Genomic DNA, 16,408 nt, shown 5'->3' with positions numbered 1-16,408 from the left:
GCCCGCTGTTCGTCTGTTCAGGACCGGCCCAGCAGGTGCTGGTGGGCGGCACGGAGCCGGTCGACGCTCCGGTCGGTGCCGGGCGGGCTGAGCCGGGACAGCTCCTCCCACGCCTGGCCGAGGGCAGCCAGCACGTCGTGCATCTCGGCGCGGTGCCGGGCGTGCAGCTGGTCGCGGAGCTGCGTCAGCCGCTTCTCCCAGCCGGCGGCGGCCGCGGCCGGGGGAGCGGGCGCCGGTGAGGGCTGGACCGGGGCTCGCGGAGCCGGTGCCGGAGCCTGGGGTGCCTGCGCCTGCCGGGCGGGGACGATCGCGGCGATCGCTCTGCCGTCGCGCCAGATCAGCGTGGTCTGGCCTGACAGCTCCGCGAACGAGACGAGCTGCGGAAACCGGGTGCGGGCCTCAGCGAGCGAGACCTCGAACGTATGGAGAGTCTTCGTCATGTGGTCATCGTGACGGCACCCTCTGACATTTTTGCCCCGGTGCCGCTGGCAGCCCTCGGGAGGGACGTGGCACGCGTGACCGGCGCGGGACCAGCCCTGGGTGCCGCGCGAGAAAAGAGCCTGGTCAGGACGACAAGGCTGGCAGCGGCCCGCCGGTGACCCGGCGGCGCAGGATGACCTTCCGCGTGCCGTCTCCGAAGAGCAGGAGCCGGGCGAGCTCCCAGCCGCCGTACTCGGCCTGGATCGTCAGCTGTGCCTGGGTGGTAAGCCGATCGGTGCCAGGGGGCAGGCGGAGCGGCACGTATTCGTAGTCCATGACCTCATTCTGGCCATCTGTTGTGCTCCGTGCCACCCTGCGTTCACAAAGTGAAGGGGTTAAACCGCCAGCTCCGGATAGCCCAGAGTCAGTGCGGAAACGTCGTCGAGCGCCCGGCGGATCTGGGCCGGCAGGGTGATCTTCTCGGCGTCGAGCGCGCCGAGGAGCTGGGCGGCCGTCCGTGCCCCGACCAGCGGAGCCGTCACCCCCGGCCGGTCGCGGACCCAGGCGAGCGCGACGGCGAGCGGCGAGCAGCCGAGCCCGTCGGCGGCGGTCGCCACGGCCTCCACGATCCCTGCGGCCCGCTTGTCGAGGTACGGGGCGACGAACCGCTCGAACTGCTCGGAGCCGGCCCGCGAGTCGGCGGGCACGCCGTGCCGGTACTTGCCGGTCAGCACCCCGCGCCCGAGGGGCGACCAGGCCAGCACGCCCAGCCCGAGCGCGCCGGCGGCGGGGAAGACCTCGCGCTCGGTGCCGCGTTCGAGCAGCGAGTACTCGACCTGGGTCGCCACGATCGGTGAGCTGGTGGCGCCGGCGGCCAGCGCCGTCTGCCAGCCGGAGAAGTTGGAGATGCCCGCGTACCGTGCCTTCCCGGCGCTGATCGCGGCCTCCACAGCGGACAGCGTCTCGGTCAGCGGGGTCACGGGGTCCCAGCCGTTGACCTGCCAGACGTCCACGTAGTCGGTACCGAGGCGGCGCAGCGAGGCTTCGAGTGAGCGCAGCAGGTGCAGGCGGGAGTTGTCGTGCCGGCGGAAGTACCCCGGCCGCAGCCCGGCCTTCGTCGCGATCACGACCTCGTCCCTGGCGACCAGGCCGCCGAGCAGCGAGCCGATCACGGCCTCGCTCTCCCCGTACACGTCGGCGGTGTCGATCAGGTTGCCCCCGGCGTCCAGGAAGGTGCGGAGCTGGTCTGCCGCGTCGTCAGCGTCGGTGTCCCTGCCCCAGGTCATGGTGCCGAGGCCGATCCGGGAGACGTGGAGACCGCTCCGGCCGAGGGGTCGCTGCTGCATCCTGGCGACGGTACCGGCTCGGCAGGCGTGACGGTATCCCCGCCGGGCGCTAGGATGGTCACAACCTACTCACGAGTAATATGCGGAGGGCTCGATGCGGCTCGGACTCAACCTCGGCTACTGGGCGAATGCCGAGCAGGCCCAGCGCAACCTGGCGTACACCCAGGAGGCCGAGCGGCTCGGCTACTCCGTGGTCTGGGCCGCCGAGGCCTACGGCTCGGACAACCCGGCCACGCTGGCCTGGCTGGCCGCCCAGACCGAGCGGATCGAGCTCGGCAGCGCCATCATGCAGATCCCGGCCCGCCAGCCGGCCGCGACCGCGATGACCGCCGCGACGATCGACACCCTGTCCGGCGGCCGGTTCCGGCTCGGGCTGGGCGTGTCCGGACCGCAGGTCTCCGAGGGCTGGTACGGCGTGCCGTTCAGCAAGCCGCTGGCCCGGACGCGCGAGTACATCGACATCGTCAAGAAGGTGCTCAGCCGCAAGACCGTCACATACGAGGGCAAGCACTACACGCTCCCGCTGCCGGACGGCCCGGGCAAGGCGCTCAAGCTGTCGCTGCACCCGCACCGCACCGACATCCCGGTGTACCTCGCCTCGATCGGCCCGAAGAACCTGGAGCTGACCGGCGAACTGGCCGACGGCTGGCTGGCCATCTTCCTGGAGCCGGAGGCCGCCGCCGAGCACCTCGCGCACCTCGCGAAGGGCCGCGCCAAGGTCGGCAAGACCCTTGAGGGCTTCGACATCGCCCCGGCCGTGCCGATCGTCATCGGCGAGGACCCGGAGATGTGCGCGGAGATGGTGAAGGGCTACGCGTCCCTCTACATCGGAGGCATGGGCAGCAAGGAGCACAACTTCTACCACGCCCTGGCCACCCGGATGGGTTACGGCGACGCCGCCGACGAGATCCAGGAGCACTTCCTCAACAAGCGGTACCGCGAGGCGATGGCCGCCGTCCCGTTCGAGTTCGTGGACCGCACGTCGCTGCTCGGCCCGGTCGAGCGGATCGCCGAGCGCCTGAAGGCGTATGCCGAGGCGGGGGTCACGACGCTGTCTGTCGTGTCGTTCGACTCCGACGTCGAGGACGGCATCGAGACGCTGCGCGGGGCGGCGAAGGCGTTCGAGCTGGCGGGCGTTTCAGAGTAGTCACGTGGCCTTGAGGCAGTGGAGTGCCGGGCCCCGGCACTTCCTGCCTCCGGTCAGAGCCGGCGGGCGCAGATCAGTGCGGCGACGGCTGCCGACGCGGCCGGGATGACCAGTGCCGCCAGTGGCCCGCCATGATCGGCGAGTACGCCGGCCAGTGCGGAACCGCCGGCCAGCCCGGCGGCGAGTGCCGTCGAGAGCCAGGTGAAGGCTTCCGTGCGGTTCTCCGGGGGCGCGACCGTGTCGATGACCAGGTAACTCGTGGCGGCGATCGGGGTGAGGAACAGCCCGGCGATCCCGAGCGGCAGGGCGAGAAAGGTGCCGGGGACGAGCGCGACGGGTACCAGCGCGACAGCGAAGCCAGCCATCAGCCGGGCGTAGCTGGACCGGGCCGGGATCAGGGTTCCGAGCAGGCCGCCGCCGATCCACACGGACAGCACGACCGCAGCCACGGTCGCCGAGCCCACCGCCGCCGGGACCGCCACCGGCAGGGCACCGAAGACCAAGCCCTGCACGCCCGTGGCCAGCACGAGAATCCGCACTTCACGCACGCGCAGGGCCAAGCCCCGGCTGACCGCCGTGACTCGCCGGGACTGCCCCGCGCGGCCTGCGGCAAGAACAAATCCGCCTGTACCCAGCGCGGCCGCCCCCGCGCCTGCCAGCACAGCGGCGGCCGGGCTGGCGGCTGCGGTGAGCCCGGCGACCACGATCGGCCCGGCGAGCAGGAGTACCTGCTGGATCAGGGACTCGAAGGCGTACGCGGCGCGCAGCAGGCTCCTGTCGGTGACGAGTACGGGCCAGGCGGCCTTCATGCTCCCGGAGATCGGCGGGAACCCGGCCCCTGCGGCGAACGCGCACAGCACAGCCGCCAGCAGCCCCGGAGCGGCGACGAGTCCGGCCAGCGCGAGGACGTAGACCGCAGCGGACGGCAGCAGGACAGCCGCGCGCCCGAGACGGTCGATCAGCAGCCCCTGGACGGGAGTCGTGACGGCGTCACCGATGGCGAGTGCCGCGACGGCGAGGCCGCCAGCGGCGTACGAACCGGATCTGTGGTGTTCCAGCAGGACGACAGCCAGCGGGGCGATCCCCTTTGGCAGCCGGGCCAGCAGCGAGAACCCGGCGACGGCACCGACGTGCGGCAGCCGTGCGACACGGACGAGAGAACTGAGCACGAGAGACTCCTGGGCTGTACGCGGACACGAAGAAACGTGCCGACGTAACCCCCCAGGCTTTTGTCCTTCGAGGTGGCCGCTGCCCTCGGGAACGCCCTCGGGAGCGGTCGTGGCGCTCGGACCAGCCCCGGACCCTCCGGCGGAACCCTAGCCACACATCGATCGACCTCACGCCACCCTACCCGCAGCCCTGCCTGTCCGGACCGCGCCCGCGCTGGCCGTGACCACCAGGAGGATCGCGAGGCCCTGGGCCGGGGACAGTTCCTGGCCGAGGACGAGGTACCCGGCGACGGCGCCCAGCGCCGGGGCCAGGCTGGTCAGCACGGCCATCGTGGCTGCGGGCAGCCTGCGCAGCGCGAGGAGTTCGAGGGCGTAGGGGACGCCGGAGCTGAGTACGGCGATGGCCAGGCCCAGCAGGAGCACCGGGGGGTCGGCCAGTGCCCGGCCAGCGGAGACAGTACCGAGCGGGAAGCTGACCAGCGCCGCGACCGTCATCGCGATCGCCAGCCCGTCGAGCCGGGGGAACCTGGCCCCGGCCCGCGCGCTGAGCACGATGTACGCCGCCCACATCACCCCGGCGCCCAGCGCGAAGGCCACACCGGCGGTGTTCAGCTGCCCGAGCCCGGACAGGCCGAGCAGCCCGACGCCGGCCAGCGCGAGGGCAGCCCACAGCAGCCCGGCCGGCCTGCGAGACGTGACCACGGCCAGCAGCAGCGGCCCGAGGAACTCGATGGTCACGGCAGCCCCGAGCGGGATGTGGCTGATCGACAGGTAGAAGAGGTTGTTCATGCCTGCGAGCGCCAGCCCGAAAGCGGCGGCCACCGCCCAGTCGGCCCGGGAGTACCCGCGCAGCCGGGGCCGGGCGACGGCGAGCAGCAGGAGCGCGGCGAAGGTCACGCGCAGCGCGACGGTACCGAGCGCGCCGGCCCGGGGGAACAGCAGCGCCGCGAAGGCCGCTCCGAACTGGCCGGACACAGCCCCGGCGAGGACGAGCCCCGCGCCGCCGAGGTGCTGTCCGGTGCGGAGTACCAGCGGAGGGTTCTGGATCGTCATGGTCATGCCGCTGACGCTATGGACCGCCGAACATGGCGTGAAATGCCGAAACAGCTGCGGTTATGCTCTGGACGCATGACCATCGAGCTCCGGCATCTGCGGGCGTTCCTCGCGATCGCCGAGGAGGACAATGTCACCCGGGCCGCCGCGCGGCTGCACCTGAGCCAGCCCGCGCTGTCGCGCATCCTGCGCCAGCTGGAAGACCACCTCGGTGCCAGGCTGGCAGACCGCTCAACCCACCACTTTGTACTGACGACGGAGGGCAGGACCTTCCGGGACAAGGCTCTCGCCGCCGTGTCCGCCGTCGAGTCGGCTCTCGACCCGCGCGGGCTGCGCGCCTGGCCGCTCCGGCTGAGCCACACCTGGCCCGCCCTCGGGGATCACACGATCCCGCTCCTGCGCCGCTGGGACGAACGCCATCCCGGTACCCCGCTGGACCTGCTCCGGATCGACGACCGCACAGCCGGGCTCACCCAGGGCCGGGCGGACGCGGCTCTGCTGCGCGGGGGCGCCGTGCCGGACGGGTTCCGTGCCGAGCTGCTGACGGTGGAGGAGCGGGTGGCCGTCATGGCGGCCGACAGCCCGCTGGCCGCGTTGCCCATCGTCACGCCCTCGGACCTCGCCGCGCATCCGCTCGCGCTCAACACGGTCTCTGGTACGACGACGCTGGATCTCTGGCCGCTGGACGCCCGGCCAGCCTCGGTCATCGAGGTCACCAACACCGACGAGTGGCTCGTCGTGATCGCTGCGGGCCGGGCGGCCGGAGTGTCCACTTCGGCCACTCCGAGCAACCACACGCACCCGTCGCTCGTGTATCGGCCGCTGGCTGGGGTGCCGGCTGTGCCGGTACACCTTGTCTGGCCTTATGGCCCCGCACACCCGGCGATCCCGGACCTGCTCGCCCTCGCCCGCGAGATCCTGACGTGAAACACCGCTGGCCGCGCCGGATCGGCGCGGCCAGCGGCCGGTAACGAGGGATCAGAGCCAGCGCTGGGCGCGGGTGCCGTCGCAGTTCCACGTCTTGAGCGTGCTGCCGTAGTTGCCCATGCACAGGTTGGTGGCGGCGTTCCTGAACTCCCAGCCGCCATTGGAGTAGGACTTCTTCCACTTCTGGTAGTTGCCGAAGTTGGAGGCCATCACGTAAACCGAGCCACTGGAGTTGCTGTCCAGCACCAGGCCCGTGGCCGCGTTGATGAGCACGAACGTCTGGTCGCTGGGCCGGTACCAGTTCTGCCAGGTCTGGTAGATGCCGCCGTTGGCGGGGATCGCGTAGGCGTCGCCGTAGCCGTTCCCGCGGTCGTTGGCGTCGAGGTAGTTGTTGGTGTGGATGCTGTGCAGCGTGACGACGCCGTGGTACCCGTAGCCCTGCTCGTACAGGCCGGCGTTCGCCGGAGCGGAACTGCCGAACACGACCGCGGTCAGCGTCGTGGCGGCCAGGAGCAGCTTGGTGAGGAATCGCTTAGCCATGCGCCCATGCTGTCCCGGGTGCCTGTCGGCACGATGGCTGCACGCATGAGGAATTCATGAAGCCAGGCCGTTCGCTCAGTTGCGGGCGTGACGAGGGCCGGCCGCGCTGAGTTCGGCGGCGTCCAGCGCCACGGTGGTCATCTCCCTGGCCGCCGGTTCGGCGTCGTCCAGTTCCTCGACCATCTCCCCGTCGGCCTGCACGACGACGGTGTCGGCCGTCCGGAAGGAACCACGGATCAGCGGCCAGACCACTGTGGCCAGTCCCGCACCGACGATCGGCGCGACCAGGAACAGCCAGACCTGGCTCAGCGACTCGCCACCGGCGAACAGCGCGGGCCCCAGCGAACGCGCCGGGTTGACCGACGTGCCGGTGAGCGGGATGCCGACCAGGTGGATCACGGCGAGCGCGAGACCGATCGCCAGGCCGTCGAAGTCGCCCAGCGTGCGGTTGATGACGGCGAGGACGACGAAGACCAGCAGGAACGTCAGCAGTACCTCGGCGACGAAGGCACCGGGGCCGTTGATCGAGTCGCCCCAGCCGTTGGAACCGAGCCCGCCGGTCTGGTCCTTCACCCCGCCGCCGGTCGTGAACCACTTCAGTACCCCGGCCGCGGCGATACCGCCGAGGAACTGCGCCACGATGTACCCGCCAGCGTCCCGCGGGCTGATCTTCCTGGCGACCACCAGGGCGATGGTCACGGCCGGGTTGACGTGGGCGCCGGAGATGGGGCCGATCGTGTACGCGAGGGCGAGCAGCACGAAGCCGAACGCCAGCGCCACGCCGACCGGGCCGATGGTCTCGTAGCCGAACACCGCGCTGCCAACCCCGAAGAGGACCAGGATGAACGTGCCGGCGAACTCGGCGATGAATCTGCGCATGTCAGTTCCTTGCGTCAGGGGTGCGGTTCTACTCCGTAACGAGTAGCACCCCTGGGCACCGCCTGGCCCGGGTTACGGGAAGAGTTCCAACCCTGGTCATAGGGCCAGTACAACCAGGGTTGGATGCCAACCGGGCAGGCGGGCACGAACCGGAATCAGCCCAGCCAGACCCGGCCGGCCGCGATCGAACGCATCCTGGATGCCGTGCGGGGTGGTCGTGCTGGGGCTCCACCGGTAGCCGGCGAGCGGTTCAAGTTGATCATGGGGCGCGCTGCGGTCCTGCCCGTCCGCTGTGGACCCGCGCCGTCACCTGTCCGGTGCCCGCCCGGCGCCGCCCGGTGCCTCTCAGCTCCGGCTCAGGGCGGGGTGGCTACGCTGTCCGTCAAACACTCGGGCGAGAGCAACGGGAGCGGTGACTGTGGAGATCTGGCAGGCAGTAGTCCTCGGAATCATCGAGGGAATCACCGAGTTCCTGCCGGTGTCGTCCACAGGGCACCTCACCATCGCCGAGAAGCTGATGAAGATGAAGGTGGACGACCCGGCTGTGACCGCGTTCACCGCCGTCATCCAGATCGGCGCGATCCTCGCGGCCATCATCTACTTCCGGGCCGACATCATCCGGTTCGGCGGCGGCATCCTCCGTGGCCTGTTCAACAAGGAGCAGCGCGGTTACGACTGGCGGTTCGGCTGGTACGTCGTGGCGGGCTCGATCCCGATCGGCGTCGTCGGCCTGCTCGGCAAGCCGCTGATCGTCGGGCCGCTGCGCTCGCTGTGGTTCGTGGCCGGCTCGCTGATCGTGTGGAGCTTCGCGATGTGGTTCGCCGAGCGGGTCGGGCCCCAGCAGCGCGGCGAGAAGGACGTGACGCTGACCGACGTGCTCGTGATCGGCTTCGCGCAGTGCCTGGCCCTCGTGCCCGGCGTGTCCCGCTCCGGCGCGACCATCACCGCCGGCCTGCTCCGCGACCTCGACCGGGTCACCGCGACCCGGCTGTCGTTCTTCCTCGGCATCCCCGCGCTGACCGCCGCCGGGATCTACGAGCTGCCCGACGCGCTCGACGGCTCGATCGGCTGGCCGCCGGTGCTGGTCGGAACGGTCGCGAGCTTCATCGTCGGCTACGTGTCGATCGCCTGGCTGCTCAAGTTCGTCGCCAAGCACTCGATGAACACCTTCGTCACGTACCGGCTGTTCCTCGGCCTCGGCGTCATCGGCCTGCTGATCGCCGGCACGATCACCGCCACGTGAGCCCGGCCTGATCGGGTACACCGGCAGCCGTCTGGGAGAATGACTCTCCGTGGCCACCGTACTGCTGCTCCGGCACGGCCGGAGCACCGCCAACAGCGCTGGGATCCTCGCTGGTGATCTCCCCGTGCCGCTCGACGAGACCGGCGAGCGCCAGGCGGCCGACGTCGCGGCCCGGCTGAAGGCCCTGCCGCTCGCGGCCGTGGTCAGCAGCCCGGTCGAGCGCTGCCGCCAGACGGCCCAGGCGATCTGCGCGCCGGGGGAGAAGCCTTCGCTGGACGGGAGGCTGGCCGAGGCCGGGTACGGCGACTGGACCGGCAGGCTCATCTCCGAGCTGAACTCCGAGCCACTGTGGAGGGTCGTGCAGCGGCACCCGTCCGCGGCGGTCTTCCCTGGCGGGGAGGCGATGGCGGCGATGGCAGCCCGTGGCGTGGCGGCCATCCGCGACTGGGACACGCGGATCAGCGCGGAGCACGGGCCCGACGCGCTGTGGGTGGCGTGCAGTCACGCCGACGTGATCAAAGCGGTGACGGCTGACGCGCTCGGGCTGCACCTCGACCAGTTCCAGCGGATCGTCGTGGACCCGGCGTCGCTGACCGTGATCCGCTACACCGAGACCAGGCCGTTCCTGCTCCGGCTGAACGACGTCGGCGGGGACCTGGCCGGGCTCGTGCCGAAGGGTACCGAGGCCACGGCGTCCGACGCCGTGGTCGGTGGCGGGGCCGGGGCCTGAACGGCCGCCGGGGCTAGGCTGTGATGGTGCTGTTCACCGAGGGGCGATGCCGATGATGAACGTTTACTCGTTCGAGCCGCCGGAGCGGTTCGTGGCCGGTACGGTCGGCCCGCCCGGTGACCGCACCTTCTACCTCCAGGCGCGCGGCGGCGGCAGGCTGGTCAGCGTCGCGCTGGAGAAGGTGCAGGTCTCGCTGCTGGCCGACAAGCTCGACGAGCTGCTCGACGAGGTACACGCCAGGTTCGGCCTGGACCTGCCGGGTGTCCCGCCCGCCGACAACGGGCCGCTGGACACCCCGGTCGACGAGGAGTTCCGGGTCGGGACACTGGGCCTGGCCTGGGACTCCGACACCACCACCGTGGTGATCGAGGCCGTGGAGGCCGGCGAGCAGGAGACCGAGGGCGAGCAGGGCGCAGAGCCCGGCCCTGGCCTCGACCGGCTCCGGGTCCGGATCAGCCCGGTGGCGACCCGCGGCTTCATCGACCGGGCCCGCCGGGTCGTCGCCGCCGGGCGCCCGCCGTGCCCGCTGTGCGGCCAGCCGCTGGACCCGTCCGGCCACCTGTGCCCCCGGCACAACGGCTACCACCGGCAGACCTGACCGGCGCGCTCATGGACGCAGCCAAGGACGCCGCCGTCGACCCGCTGGAACTGCTCCGGCACGGCGACCTCGAACTCGAGGGCCGGCTCACCGACGCCTCCAACGCCACCCTGCGCGCCTACATCACGCTGGACGGCGAGACGGCACGGTGCGTGTACAAGCCGGTGGCGGGGGAGCGCCCGCTGTGGGACTTCCCCGACGGCACGCTGGCGGGCCGCGAGGTCGCCGCGTACCTGGTCAGCGAGGCCACCGGCTGGGAGTGCGTGCCGCCGACCGTGCTGCGCGACGGCCCGTTCGGCCCCGGTTCCTGCCAGCTGTGGATCGAGGAGGTCGCTCCGCCGCTGGTCGACTTCGTGCCGGAGCTGCCCGCCGGGTGGCACCCGATCGCCTCGGCGCGGGGCGGGGTGCTCGGGCACGCTGACGAGCCGGGCCTGGCCAAGCTCGCCGCGTACGACGCCGTGATCAACAACGCGGACCGCAAGGGCGGGCACCTGCTCCGGGCGGCAGGCGGCCATGTCTACGGCATCGACCACGGGATCTGCTTCCACGCCGAGGACAAGCTCCGCACGGTGCTGTGGGGCTGGGCTGGCCAGGAACTCCCCGGGGAGGTCACCGGCGTCCTCCAGCTGCTGCGGACCGGCCTGACCGGTGACCTCGGCACGGAACTGGCCCGGCACCTGACCCCGGCCGAGGTCCAGGCCGCGGCGTCCCGGGTGGAACGCCTGCTGGCCTCAGGGCGCTATCCGCTGCCGTCAGAAGAGTGGCCCCCGCTCCCGTGGCCGGCGCTCTGAACACACTGGCCGGCCGCTCCCGCCGGTACGAGATGAATTCCCTTCGCTCTTGTGATTTTCCCGACGGTTCGTGGCGGAGACGGGCTGGATAGGCTGGCGGGATGGACTCCTGGCTGGCACCTGAGCTGCCCACACTGCCCGGAAAGGGCCTGAAGCTCTCCCTGTTCGACTCGTCCAGTGGCCAGGTGCGGCCGACGGAGCCGTCGGGCGCGGCGAAGATGTACGTCTGCGGGATCACCCCCTACGACGCCGCGCACCTCGGCCACGCCGCCACCATGATCACGTTTGACCTGATCAACCGGCTGTGGCGGGACGCGGGGCACGACGTGAACTACGTGTCGAACGTGACCGACATCGACGACCCGCTGCTGGAGCGCGCCACGCGCGACGGGCAGGACTGGATCGTGCTCGGCATGCTGGAGACCGCGCTGTTCCGGGAGGACATGGAGGCGCTGCGCATCCTGCCGCCCGACCACTATGTCGGCGCCGTCGAGTCCATCCCGGCGATCGTCACCGAGATCGAGCGGCTGGTGGCCAGCGGCGCGGCGTACCGGCTGGAGGACGGCACCGGCGACGTCTACTTCGACGTGACAGCCGCCCCGGCCTTCGGCTACGAGTCCAGGCTGGACCGGGCGGCCATGCTCGGGTTCTTCGCCGAGCGCGGCGGCGACCCGGAGCGGGCTGGCAAGCGTGACGCCCTCGACCCGCTGCTGTGGCGGGGCGTCCGGGCCGGCGAGCCCTCGTGGGACGGCAGGTCGCTCGGCGACGGCCGCCCGGGCTGGCACATCGAGTGTGCCGTGATCGCGCTGAGCCTGCTCGGCGACCGGATCGACGTGCAGGGCGGCGGCAACGACCTGCTCTTCCCGCACCACGAGATGTCCGCAGCGCACGCCGAGTGCCTGACCGGCACGCACCCGTTCGCCACGCACTACACGCACGCGGGCATGATCGGCCTCGACGGCGAGAAGATGAGCAAGAGCAAGGGCAACCTGGTCTTCGTCTCGAAGCTGCGCGGCATCGGCGTGGACCCGATGGCCATCCGGCTGGCCCTGCTCGCCGACCACTACCGCACGGATCGTCAGTGGACGGACACGGTGGGCAAGGCCGGCGAGGACCGGCTCGACCGCTGGCGTTCGGCTGTCGCGCGCCGTTCGGGTGCCCCGGCTGAGCCGCTGGTCCAGGCCCTGCGCGAGCTGCTGACCAGCGACCTCGACACGACGGGCGCTTTGGCGGCCGTCGACGCGTGGGCCGAGGCCGACGGCACGGACGAGAGCGCTCCCGCCCTGGTCGCGGCCGCTGTCGACGCACTGCTGGGCGTCAAGCTCTAACCGTTGCACTCATCGCCGAAGACGCCGCCCCAGGTTTCGACCTGGGGCGGTTTCTTTGATTTTGTACCTCAGGGTGCCAGCTGGACCGGCTGACCGGTAGTGGCAGCTCCCCGCCCGGCTCAGGCATGCTGGCTGCCATGTCTCCTCTCAGGTCAGCGCTCAGGCGACGGCTCGGCGCGATCAGGAACGTCAGCCGGAAGCGCGTCGTGCTGACACTGCTCGCGCTCGCCGCAGTGCCGGCCGTCCTGCTCGCCACCGCGGTGACCTGGGTGACCGTCGCGGCCAGCGGGCACGTCTACACCGTCGCCGGGGTACCGGAGCGGCCCGTGGCCCTGGTGCTCGGCGCGCAGGTCAACCCGGACGGGCAGCCCTCGGACTTCCTCGCCGCCCGGCTGGAGCTGGCCCGGCAGCTGTACGAGGCGGGCAAGGTCCGGGCCATCCTGGTGTCCGGGGACGACGGCCAGCCGGAGTACAACGAGGTCGACCCGATGCGCGACTGGCTCGTCCACCGCGGCGTACCGGAGAAGAAGGTCGTCAAGGACCACGCCGGCTTCGACACCCGGCAGTCGTGCGTCCGGGCCGTGAAGGTGTTCGGGGTGAAGTCGGCGACCGTGGTGACGCAGGGCTTCCACATCGACCGGGCGGTCGCGCTGTGCCGCGAGGCAGGGATCGACGCGGTCGGTGTCGGGGACGAGACGATGAAGAAGTGGCCGAAGCCCTGGTACACCGGGGCGGCGCGGGACAAGGTCGCCTGCGTGAAGGCCATGTTCGAGGTGGTGACCGGCGCGCAGCCGGCCTTCCTGGGCCGGCGGGAGACCGGTGTGGACGAGGCGCTCGCCTCCTGACCGGCCTTGACCGGCCGACCCGCCCCACCGGTTTAAGGGACTGAATTTTGCAGGGTCCGGCGGGTACATTCGCCTCCATGACTGGGTACCTGCGTTATCCGACGCTGCACGGTGACACCCTTTTCTTCGCGTGTGAGGACGACCTGTGGACGGTCCCCGCCGCCGGTGGCCGGGCCATCCGGCTGACCGCGGGCGTCGACGAGGCCAGCCATCCGAGGCTGTCCCCGGACGGGACACAGCTGGCCTTCACCGGCTCGGCCGACGGGCCCCGCGAGGTGTACGTGATGCCTGCCGAGGGCGGTGAGGCCCGCCGGCTGACCTTCCAGAGCGCACACTGCACAGTGGCCGGCTGGACCCCGGACGGCCGGATCGTCTACCAGTCCTCGGCAGGCCACCCGCACCGCCGCCACCGCCTCTTCGCCGTGTCCCCGGACGGCGGCCTGCCAGAGACGCTCCCGTACGGGGACGCGCGGACCATCGCCTACGGCCCCGTCGTCGTGCTCGGCCGCAACACCGGCGAGCTCCAGATGTGGAAGCGGTACCGGGGCGGCACGGCCGGTGACCTGTGGCGGGAGGACCGGCGGCTGCTGAGCCTGCCCGGCAACCTCGCCTCGCCGGTCTGGCTGGGCGACCGGCTGCACTTCGTGTCCGACCACGAGGGCACGGGCAACGTCTACTCCTGCACGGCCGAGGGCGAGGACGTCCAGCGGCACACCGACCACTTCGAGTACTACGCGCGGAACCTGACCGGCGACGGCCGGCGCCTCACGTACCACAGCGGCGGCGACATCTACCTGCTGGAGGACGGCGAGAGCCGCAAGGTGGACATCCAGCTCGGCAGCTCGCGCGCCCAGCGGGTACGCATCTTCGCCGACGCGGCCGCTCACCTCGACACCGCCTCGCTCAAGCCGGACGGCTCGGGCCTGGCGATCACCACCCGGGGCAAGGCGTTCTCGTTCGGCCACTGGGAGGGGCCGGTCCGCCAGCACGGCGAGCCGGAGGGCGTCCGGTACCGGCTGCTGTCCTACCTCGCCGACAACGAGCGGCTCGTGGCTGCGGCGAGCGACGACAGCGACCAGGAGGCGCTGGTCGTCCTGCACCCGGACGGCGTGTCCACCCGGATCGCCACCGAACTCGGCCGGATCACCAGTGTGGTCCCGTCCCCGTCCGGCGCCCGCGTCGCCCTCACGAACCACCGCAACGAGCTGTGGCTGGCCGATCTCGACGACCCGGCGGGGCCGCAGCTGGCCGACCAGAGCGAGCACGGCGCGATCACCGGCCTGACCTGGTCGGCGAGTGGCCGATGGCTCGCGTACAGCCGCCCGGCCAGCGCCAACACCGCCGAGATCCACGTGTACGAGGCCGGCATGGGCGTGCACCGGGCCGTCACGAAGCCCGTGCTGCGCGACTTCTCGCCGTCGTTCGACCCGGCCGGGCAGTACCTGTACTTCATCGGCCAGCGCGAGTTCAACCCCGTCTACGACGAGATGCAGTTCGACCTGGGCTTCCCGCAGGGCTGCAAGCCGTACGCCGTGGCGCTCCGCAGGGATGTCGGCTCGCCGTTCGTCCAGCAGCCGCGTCCGCTGGAGGACAAGAAGGACGACGGCGGCACCGAGCCGTCCGACGACATCGACTTCGAGGGGATCGAGCGGCGGGTCGTCGCGTTCCCGGTCGACGAGGCCCGGTTCACCGACGTCATCGGGCTCAAGGGCAAGGCGCTGCTGCTGTCGCATCCGGTGAAGGGCAGCCGCCGGCACCGCTGGTTCGACACCAAGGCACCCGGTACCGGCATCCTGGAGTCCTTCGACTTCGCCACCGGCAAGACCGAGCAGCTCGCGAGCGGCATCAACTGGCTGACGGCCGGCGCCGGCGCCACCACCCTCCTGTACCAGTCCGGTGAGCGGCTCCGGGTCGTCAAGGCCGGCGAGAAGCCCTCCGACGAGGACGGCACGGACCGGGCGGGCGGCTGGATCGACTTCGGCCGGGTGAAGGTCTCCGTCCGCCCGGCCGCGGAGTGGCGGCAGATGTTCCGTGAGGCGTGGCGGCTCCAGCGCGAGCACTTCTGGGCCGAGGACATGCTCGGCATCGACTGGCCGGAGGTGTACGAGCGCTACTCGCCGCTGGTCGACCGGATCAGCACGCGCACGGAGCTGTCCGACCTGATCGGCGAGATGCAGGGCGAGCTCGGCACGTCCCACGCCTACGAGATCGGCGGAGCGTACCCCGACCGGCCCTACCACCCGCAGGGCTTCCTGGGGGCCGACTGGTCCTGTGTGGACGGTGAGTACCGGATCGAGCGGATCCTCGGCGGCGACGTGTGGGACGAGGTCGCCACGTCCCCGCTGAACCGGCCGGGCGTGAACCTCGCCCCCGGCGACGCCGTCCTCGCGATCAACGGGCTGCCGGTCGGAGGCGCGGTGACGCCGGCGGAACGCCTGGTGAACCTGGCCGGCAGCGAGGTCGAGCTGACCGTCCGCCCGGCCGGCGGCGGCGAGCAGCGCGTGGTGAGCGTGAAGGCCACCGGCGACGAGCTGCCCGCACGGTACCGGGACTGGGTCGAGGCGAACCGGGCAGCCGTGCACGAGCGGTCCGGCGGCAGGCTCGGCTACCTGCACATCCCCGACATGGGGCCGGACGGGTACGCCGAGTTCCACCGGGGCTTCCTGGCCGAGTTCGACCGGGAGGGGCTGGTCGTCGACGTGCGGTTCAACGGCGGCGGGCACGTCTCGGGCCTGCTCCTGGAGAAGCTCTCCCGGCGGCGGCTCGGCTACGACGTGCCACGCTGGTCGGCGCCGATCCCGTACCCGGACGAGTCGCCGCGTGGCCCGCTGGTCGCGATCACGAACGAGCACGCCGGCTCGGACGGCGACATGTTCAGCCACGCGTTCAAGATGTACAAGCTCGGCCCGCTGATCGGCACCCGGACCTGGGGCGGCGTCGTGGGCATCACGGTCAACCACGGGCTGGCGGACGGGACGGTGACCACCCAGCCGGAGTTCTCCCTGGTCTTCGACGACGTCGGCTGGCAGGTGGAGAACTACGGCACCGACCCGGACATCGAGGTCGAGATCCGGCCGGAGGACTACGCCCGCGGCGCGGACCCGCAGCTGGACCGGGCGATCGAGGTGGCACTGGACGCCCTGTCGGCGGCACCGGCCCACGAGCCGAAGTTCGTCGAACGGCCACACCTGGGCCGGCCGGCCCTGCCGCCCCGCGTCGGGATCTGATCTCGCGCCAGGTCGTGGCTGGACGGCCGCGTGAAGAACCCTGGAGGGGAAGCCGCGTTTGCCTTCCCGTCCAGGGTTCTTCGCGCGGCCGGGTTCGCCGTCCCCGGCTTGCCGATCTGGGTTCGGTGCCCGGCAGAGGGCGCGGTGCGGCTTGCCGTCCAGAGT

At 71.5% G+C, this 16,408-nt stretch carries 16 protein-coding genes; 9 read left to right on the top strand and 7 right to left on the bottom strand.

Annotated elements, in window-relative coordinates; genetic code table 11:
• Positions 1-17: 17 nt before the first annotated feature.
• From A3G1_RS0115585 to A3G1_RS0115575, 3 genes are all read right to left on the bottom strand, one after another.
• Positions 18-440 (bottom strand): hypothetical protein, encoded by a 423-nt coding sequence (locus tag A3G1_RS0115585; RefSeq protein ID WP_026212166.1) that lies wholly within the window; start codon positions 438-440, stop codon positions 18-20.
• A gap of 124 nt (positions 441-564) precedes the next feature.
• Complete coding sequence (locus tag A3G1_RS0115580; RefSeq protein WP_018350406.1) at positions 565-756, bottom strand: DUF5703 family protein; 192 nt, start codon at positions 754-756, stop codon at positions 565-567.
• A 59-nt stretch (positions 757-815) separates the two neighbouring features.
• Positions 816-1,766 (bottom strand): aldo/keto reductase, encoded by a 951-nt coding sequence (locus A3G1_RS0115575; RefSeq protein ID WP_018350405.1) that lies wholly within the window; start codon positions 1,764-1,766, stop codon positions 816-818.
• 94 nt (positions 1,767-1,860) lie between these two features.
• Here A3G1_RS0115575 and A3G1_RS0115570 point away from each other — a divergent pair, with 94 nt between their 5' ends.
• Positions 1,861-2,913, top strand: a complete 1,053-nt coding sequence (locus A3G1_RS0115570; protein WP_018350404.1) for an LLM class F420-dependent oxidoreductase — start codon at positions 1,861-1,863, stop codon at positions 2,911-2,913.
• Positions 2,914-2,966: 53 nt separating this feature from the next.
• Here the strand turns inward: A3G1_RS0115570 and A3G1_RS0115565 are convergent, their stop codons facing one another.
• Together A3G1_RS0115565 and A3G1_RS0115560 are read right to left on the bottom strand one after the other, a co-directional pair.
• Positions 2,967-4,082 (bottom strand): hypothetical protein, encoded by a 1,116-nt coding sequence (locus A3G1_RS0115565; protein ID WP_018350403.1) that lies wholly within the window; start codon positions 4,080-4,082, stop codon positions 2,967-2,969.
• 168 nt (positions 4,083-4,250) lie between these two features.
• Complete coding sequence (locus A3G1_RS0115560; RefSeq protein ID WP_018350402.1) at positions 4,251-5,141, bottom strand: EamA family transporter; 891 nt, start codon at positions 5,139-5,141, stop codon at positions 4,251-4,253.
• 69 nt (positions 5,142-5,210) lie between these two features.
• Between A3G1_RS0115560 and A3G1_RS0115555 the strand changes: the two genes are divergently transcribed.
• Positions 5,211-6,062, top strand: coding sequence for a LysR family transcriptional regulator (locus A3G1_RS0115555; RefSeq protein ID WP_018350401.1), 852 nt, complete (start codon positions 5,211-5,213; stop codon positions 6,060-6,062).
• Positions 6,063-6,113: 51 nt separating this feature from the next.
• Here the strand turns inward: A3G1_RS0115555 and A3G1_RS0115550 are convergent, their stop codons facing one another.
• Together A3G1_RS0115550 and A3G1_RS35090 are read right to left on the bottom strand one after the other, a co-directional pair.
• A complete protein-coding gene (locus A3G1_RS0115550; RefSeq protein WP_018350400.1) occupies positions 6,114-6,602 on the bottom strand; it encodes an RICIN domain-containing protein in 489 nt (162 codons plus the stop codon).
• A 75-nt stretch (positions 6,603-6,677) separates the two neighbouring features.
• Positions 6,678-7,481, bottom strand: coding sequence for an MIP/aquaporin family protein (locus A3G1_RS35090; RefSeq protein WP_018350399.1), 804 nt, complete (start codon positions 7,479-7,481; stop codon positions 6,678-6,680).
• Positions 7,482-7,893: 412 nt separating this feature from the next.
• On the opposite strand from A3G1_RS35090, the gene A3G1_RS0115540 reads away from it, so the two are divergent.
• The 7 genes from A3G1_RS0115540 (at position 7,894) to A3G1_RS0115510 (ending at position 16,243) form a co-directional block, all read left to right on the top strand.
• On the top strand, positions 7,894-8,724 hold the full coding sequence (locus A3G1_RS0115540) for an undecaprenyl-diphosphate phosphatase (protein WP_245563506.1): 831 nt from the start codon (positions 7,894-7,896) through the stop codon (positions 8,722-8,724).
• A gap of 49 nt (positions 8,725-8,773) precedes the next feature.
• Positions 8,774-9,454, top strand: coding sequence for an MSMEG_4193 family putative phosphomutase (locus A3G1_RS0115535; protein WP_018350397.1), 681 nt, complete (start codon positions 8,774-8,776; stop codon positions 9,452-9,454).
• Between the two features lie 46 nt (positions 9,455-9,500).
• Positions 9,501-10,052, top strand: coding sequence for a DUF3090 domain-containing protein (locus tag A3G1_RS0115530; RefSeq protein ID WP_018350396.1), 552 nt, complete (start codon positions 9,501-9,503; stop codon positions 10,050-10,052).
• Between the two features lie 11 nt (positions 10,053-10,063).
• The gene (locus A3G1_RS0115525) at positions 10,064-10,843 is read left to right on the top strand and encodes an SCO1664 family protein (protein WP_018350395.1); all 780 of its coding nucleotides are present in this window, start codon (positions 10,064-10,066) and stop codon (positions 10,841-10,843) included.
• A 101-nt stretch (positions 10,844-10,944) separates the two neighbouring features.
• Positions 10,945-12,171, top strand: a complete 1,227-nt coding sequence (gene mshC / locus A3G1_RS0115520) for a cysteine--1-D-myo-inosityl 2-amino-2-deoxy-alpha-D-glucopyranoside ligase (RefSeq protein WP_018350394.1) — start codon at positions 10,945-10,947, stop codon at positions 12,169-12,171.
• Positions 12,172-12,308: 137 nt separating this feature from the next.
• The gene (locus A3G1_RS0115515) at positions 12,309-13,016 is read left to right on the top strand and encodes a SanA/YdcF family protein (protein ID WP_051110565.1); all 708 of its coding nucleotides are present in this window, start codon (positions 12,309-12,311) and stop codon (positions 13,014-13,016) included.
• Positions 13,017-13,093: 77 nt separating this feature from the next.
• On the top strand, positions 13,094-16,243 hold the full coding sequence (locus tag A3G1_RS0115510; RefSeq protein ID WP_018350392.1) for a S41 family peptidase: 3,150 nt from the start codon (positions 13,094-13,096) through the stop codon (positions 16,241-16,243).
• Positions 16,244-16,408 lie beyond the last annotated feature (165 nt).

Origin of the sequence: Longispora albida DSM 44784 (genome assembly GCF_000379825.1) — a bacterium.
Lineage (GTDB): Bacteria > Actinomycetota > Actinomycetes > Mycobacteriales > Micromonosporaceae > Longispora > Longispora albida.
The sequence above is the reverse complement of the archived record's forward strand: the minus strand, read 5'-3'. Positions and strand labels throughout refer to the sequence as shown.

Excerpts from the sequence above, each read along its gene's own strand:
- A3G1_RS0115585 (WP_026212166.1), bottom strand. The coding sequence starts at position 440 with ATGACGAAGACTCTCCATACGTTCGAGGTCTCGCTCGCTGAGGCCCGC.
- A3G1_RS0115580 (WP_018350406.1), bottom strand. The coding sequence starts at position 756 with ATGGACTACGAATACGTGCCGCTCCGCCTGCCCCCTGGCACCGATCGG.
- A3G1_RS0115575 (WP_018350405.1), bottom strand. The coding sequence starts at position 1,766 with ATGCAGCAGCGACCCCTCGGCCGGAGCGGTCTCCACGTCTCCCGGATC.
- A3G1_RS0115570 (WP_018350404.1), top strand. The coding sequence starts at position 1,861 with ATGCGGCTCGGACTCAACCTCGGCTACTGGGCGAATGCCGAGCAGGCC.
- A3G1_RS0115560 (WP_018350402.1), bottom strand. The coding sequence starts at position 5,141 with ATGACCATGACGATCCAGAACCCTCCGCTGGTACTCCGCACCGGACAG.
- A3G1_RS0115555 (WP_018350401.1), top strand. The coding sequence starts at position 5,211 with ATGACCATCGAGCTCCGGCATCTGCGGGCGTTCCTCGCGATCGCCGAG.
- A3G1_RS0115550 (WP_018350400.1), bottom strand. The coding sequence starts at position 6,602 with ATGGCTAAGCGATTCCTCACCAAGCTGCTCCTGGCCGCCACGACGCTG.
- A3G1_RS35090 (WP_018350399.1), bottom strand. The coding sequence starts at position 7,481 with ATGCGCAGATTCATCGCCGAGTTCGCCGGCACGTTCATCCTGGTCCTC.
- A3G1_RS0115530 (WP_018350396.1), top strand. The coding sequence starts at position 9,501 with ATGCCGATGATGAACGTTTACTCGTTCGAGCCGCCGGAGCGGTTCGTG.
- A3G1_RS0115525 (WP_018350395.1), top strand. The coding sequence starts at position 10,064 with ATGGACGCAGCCAAGGACGCCGCCGTCGACCCGCTGGAACTGCTCCGG.
- mshC (WP_018350394.1), top strand. The coding sequence starts at position 10,945 with ATGGACTCCTGGCTGGCACCTGAGCTGCCCACACTGCCCGGAAAGGGC.
- A3G1_RS0115515 (WP_051110565.1), top strand. The coding sequence starts at position 12,309 with ATGTCTCCTCTCAGGTCAGCGCTCAGGCGACGGCTCGGCGCGATCAGG.
- A3G1_RS0115510 (WP_018350392.1), top strand. The coding sequence starts at position 13,094 with ATGACTGGGTACCTGCGTTATCCGACGCTGCACGGTGACACCCTTTTC.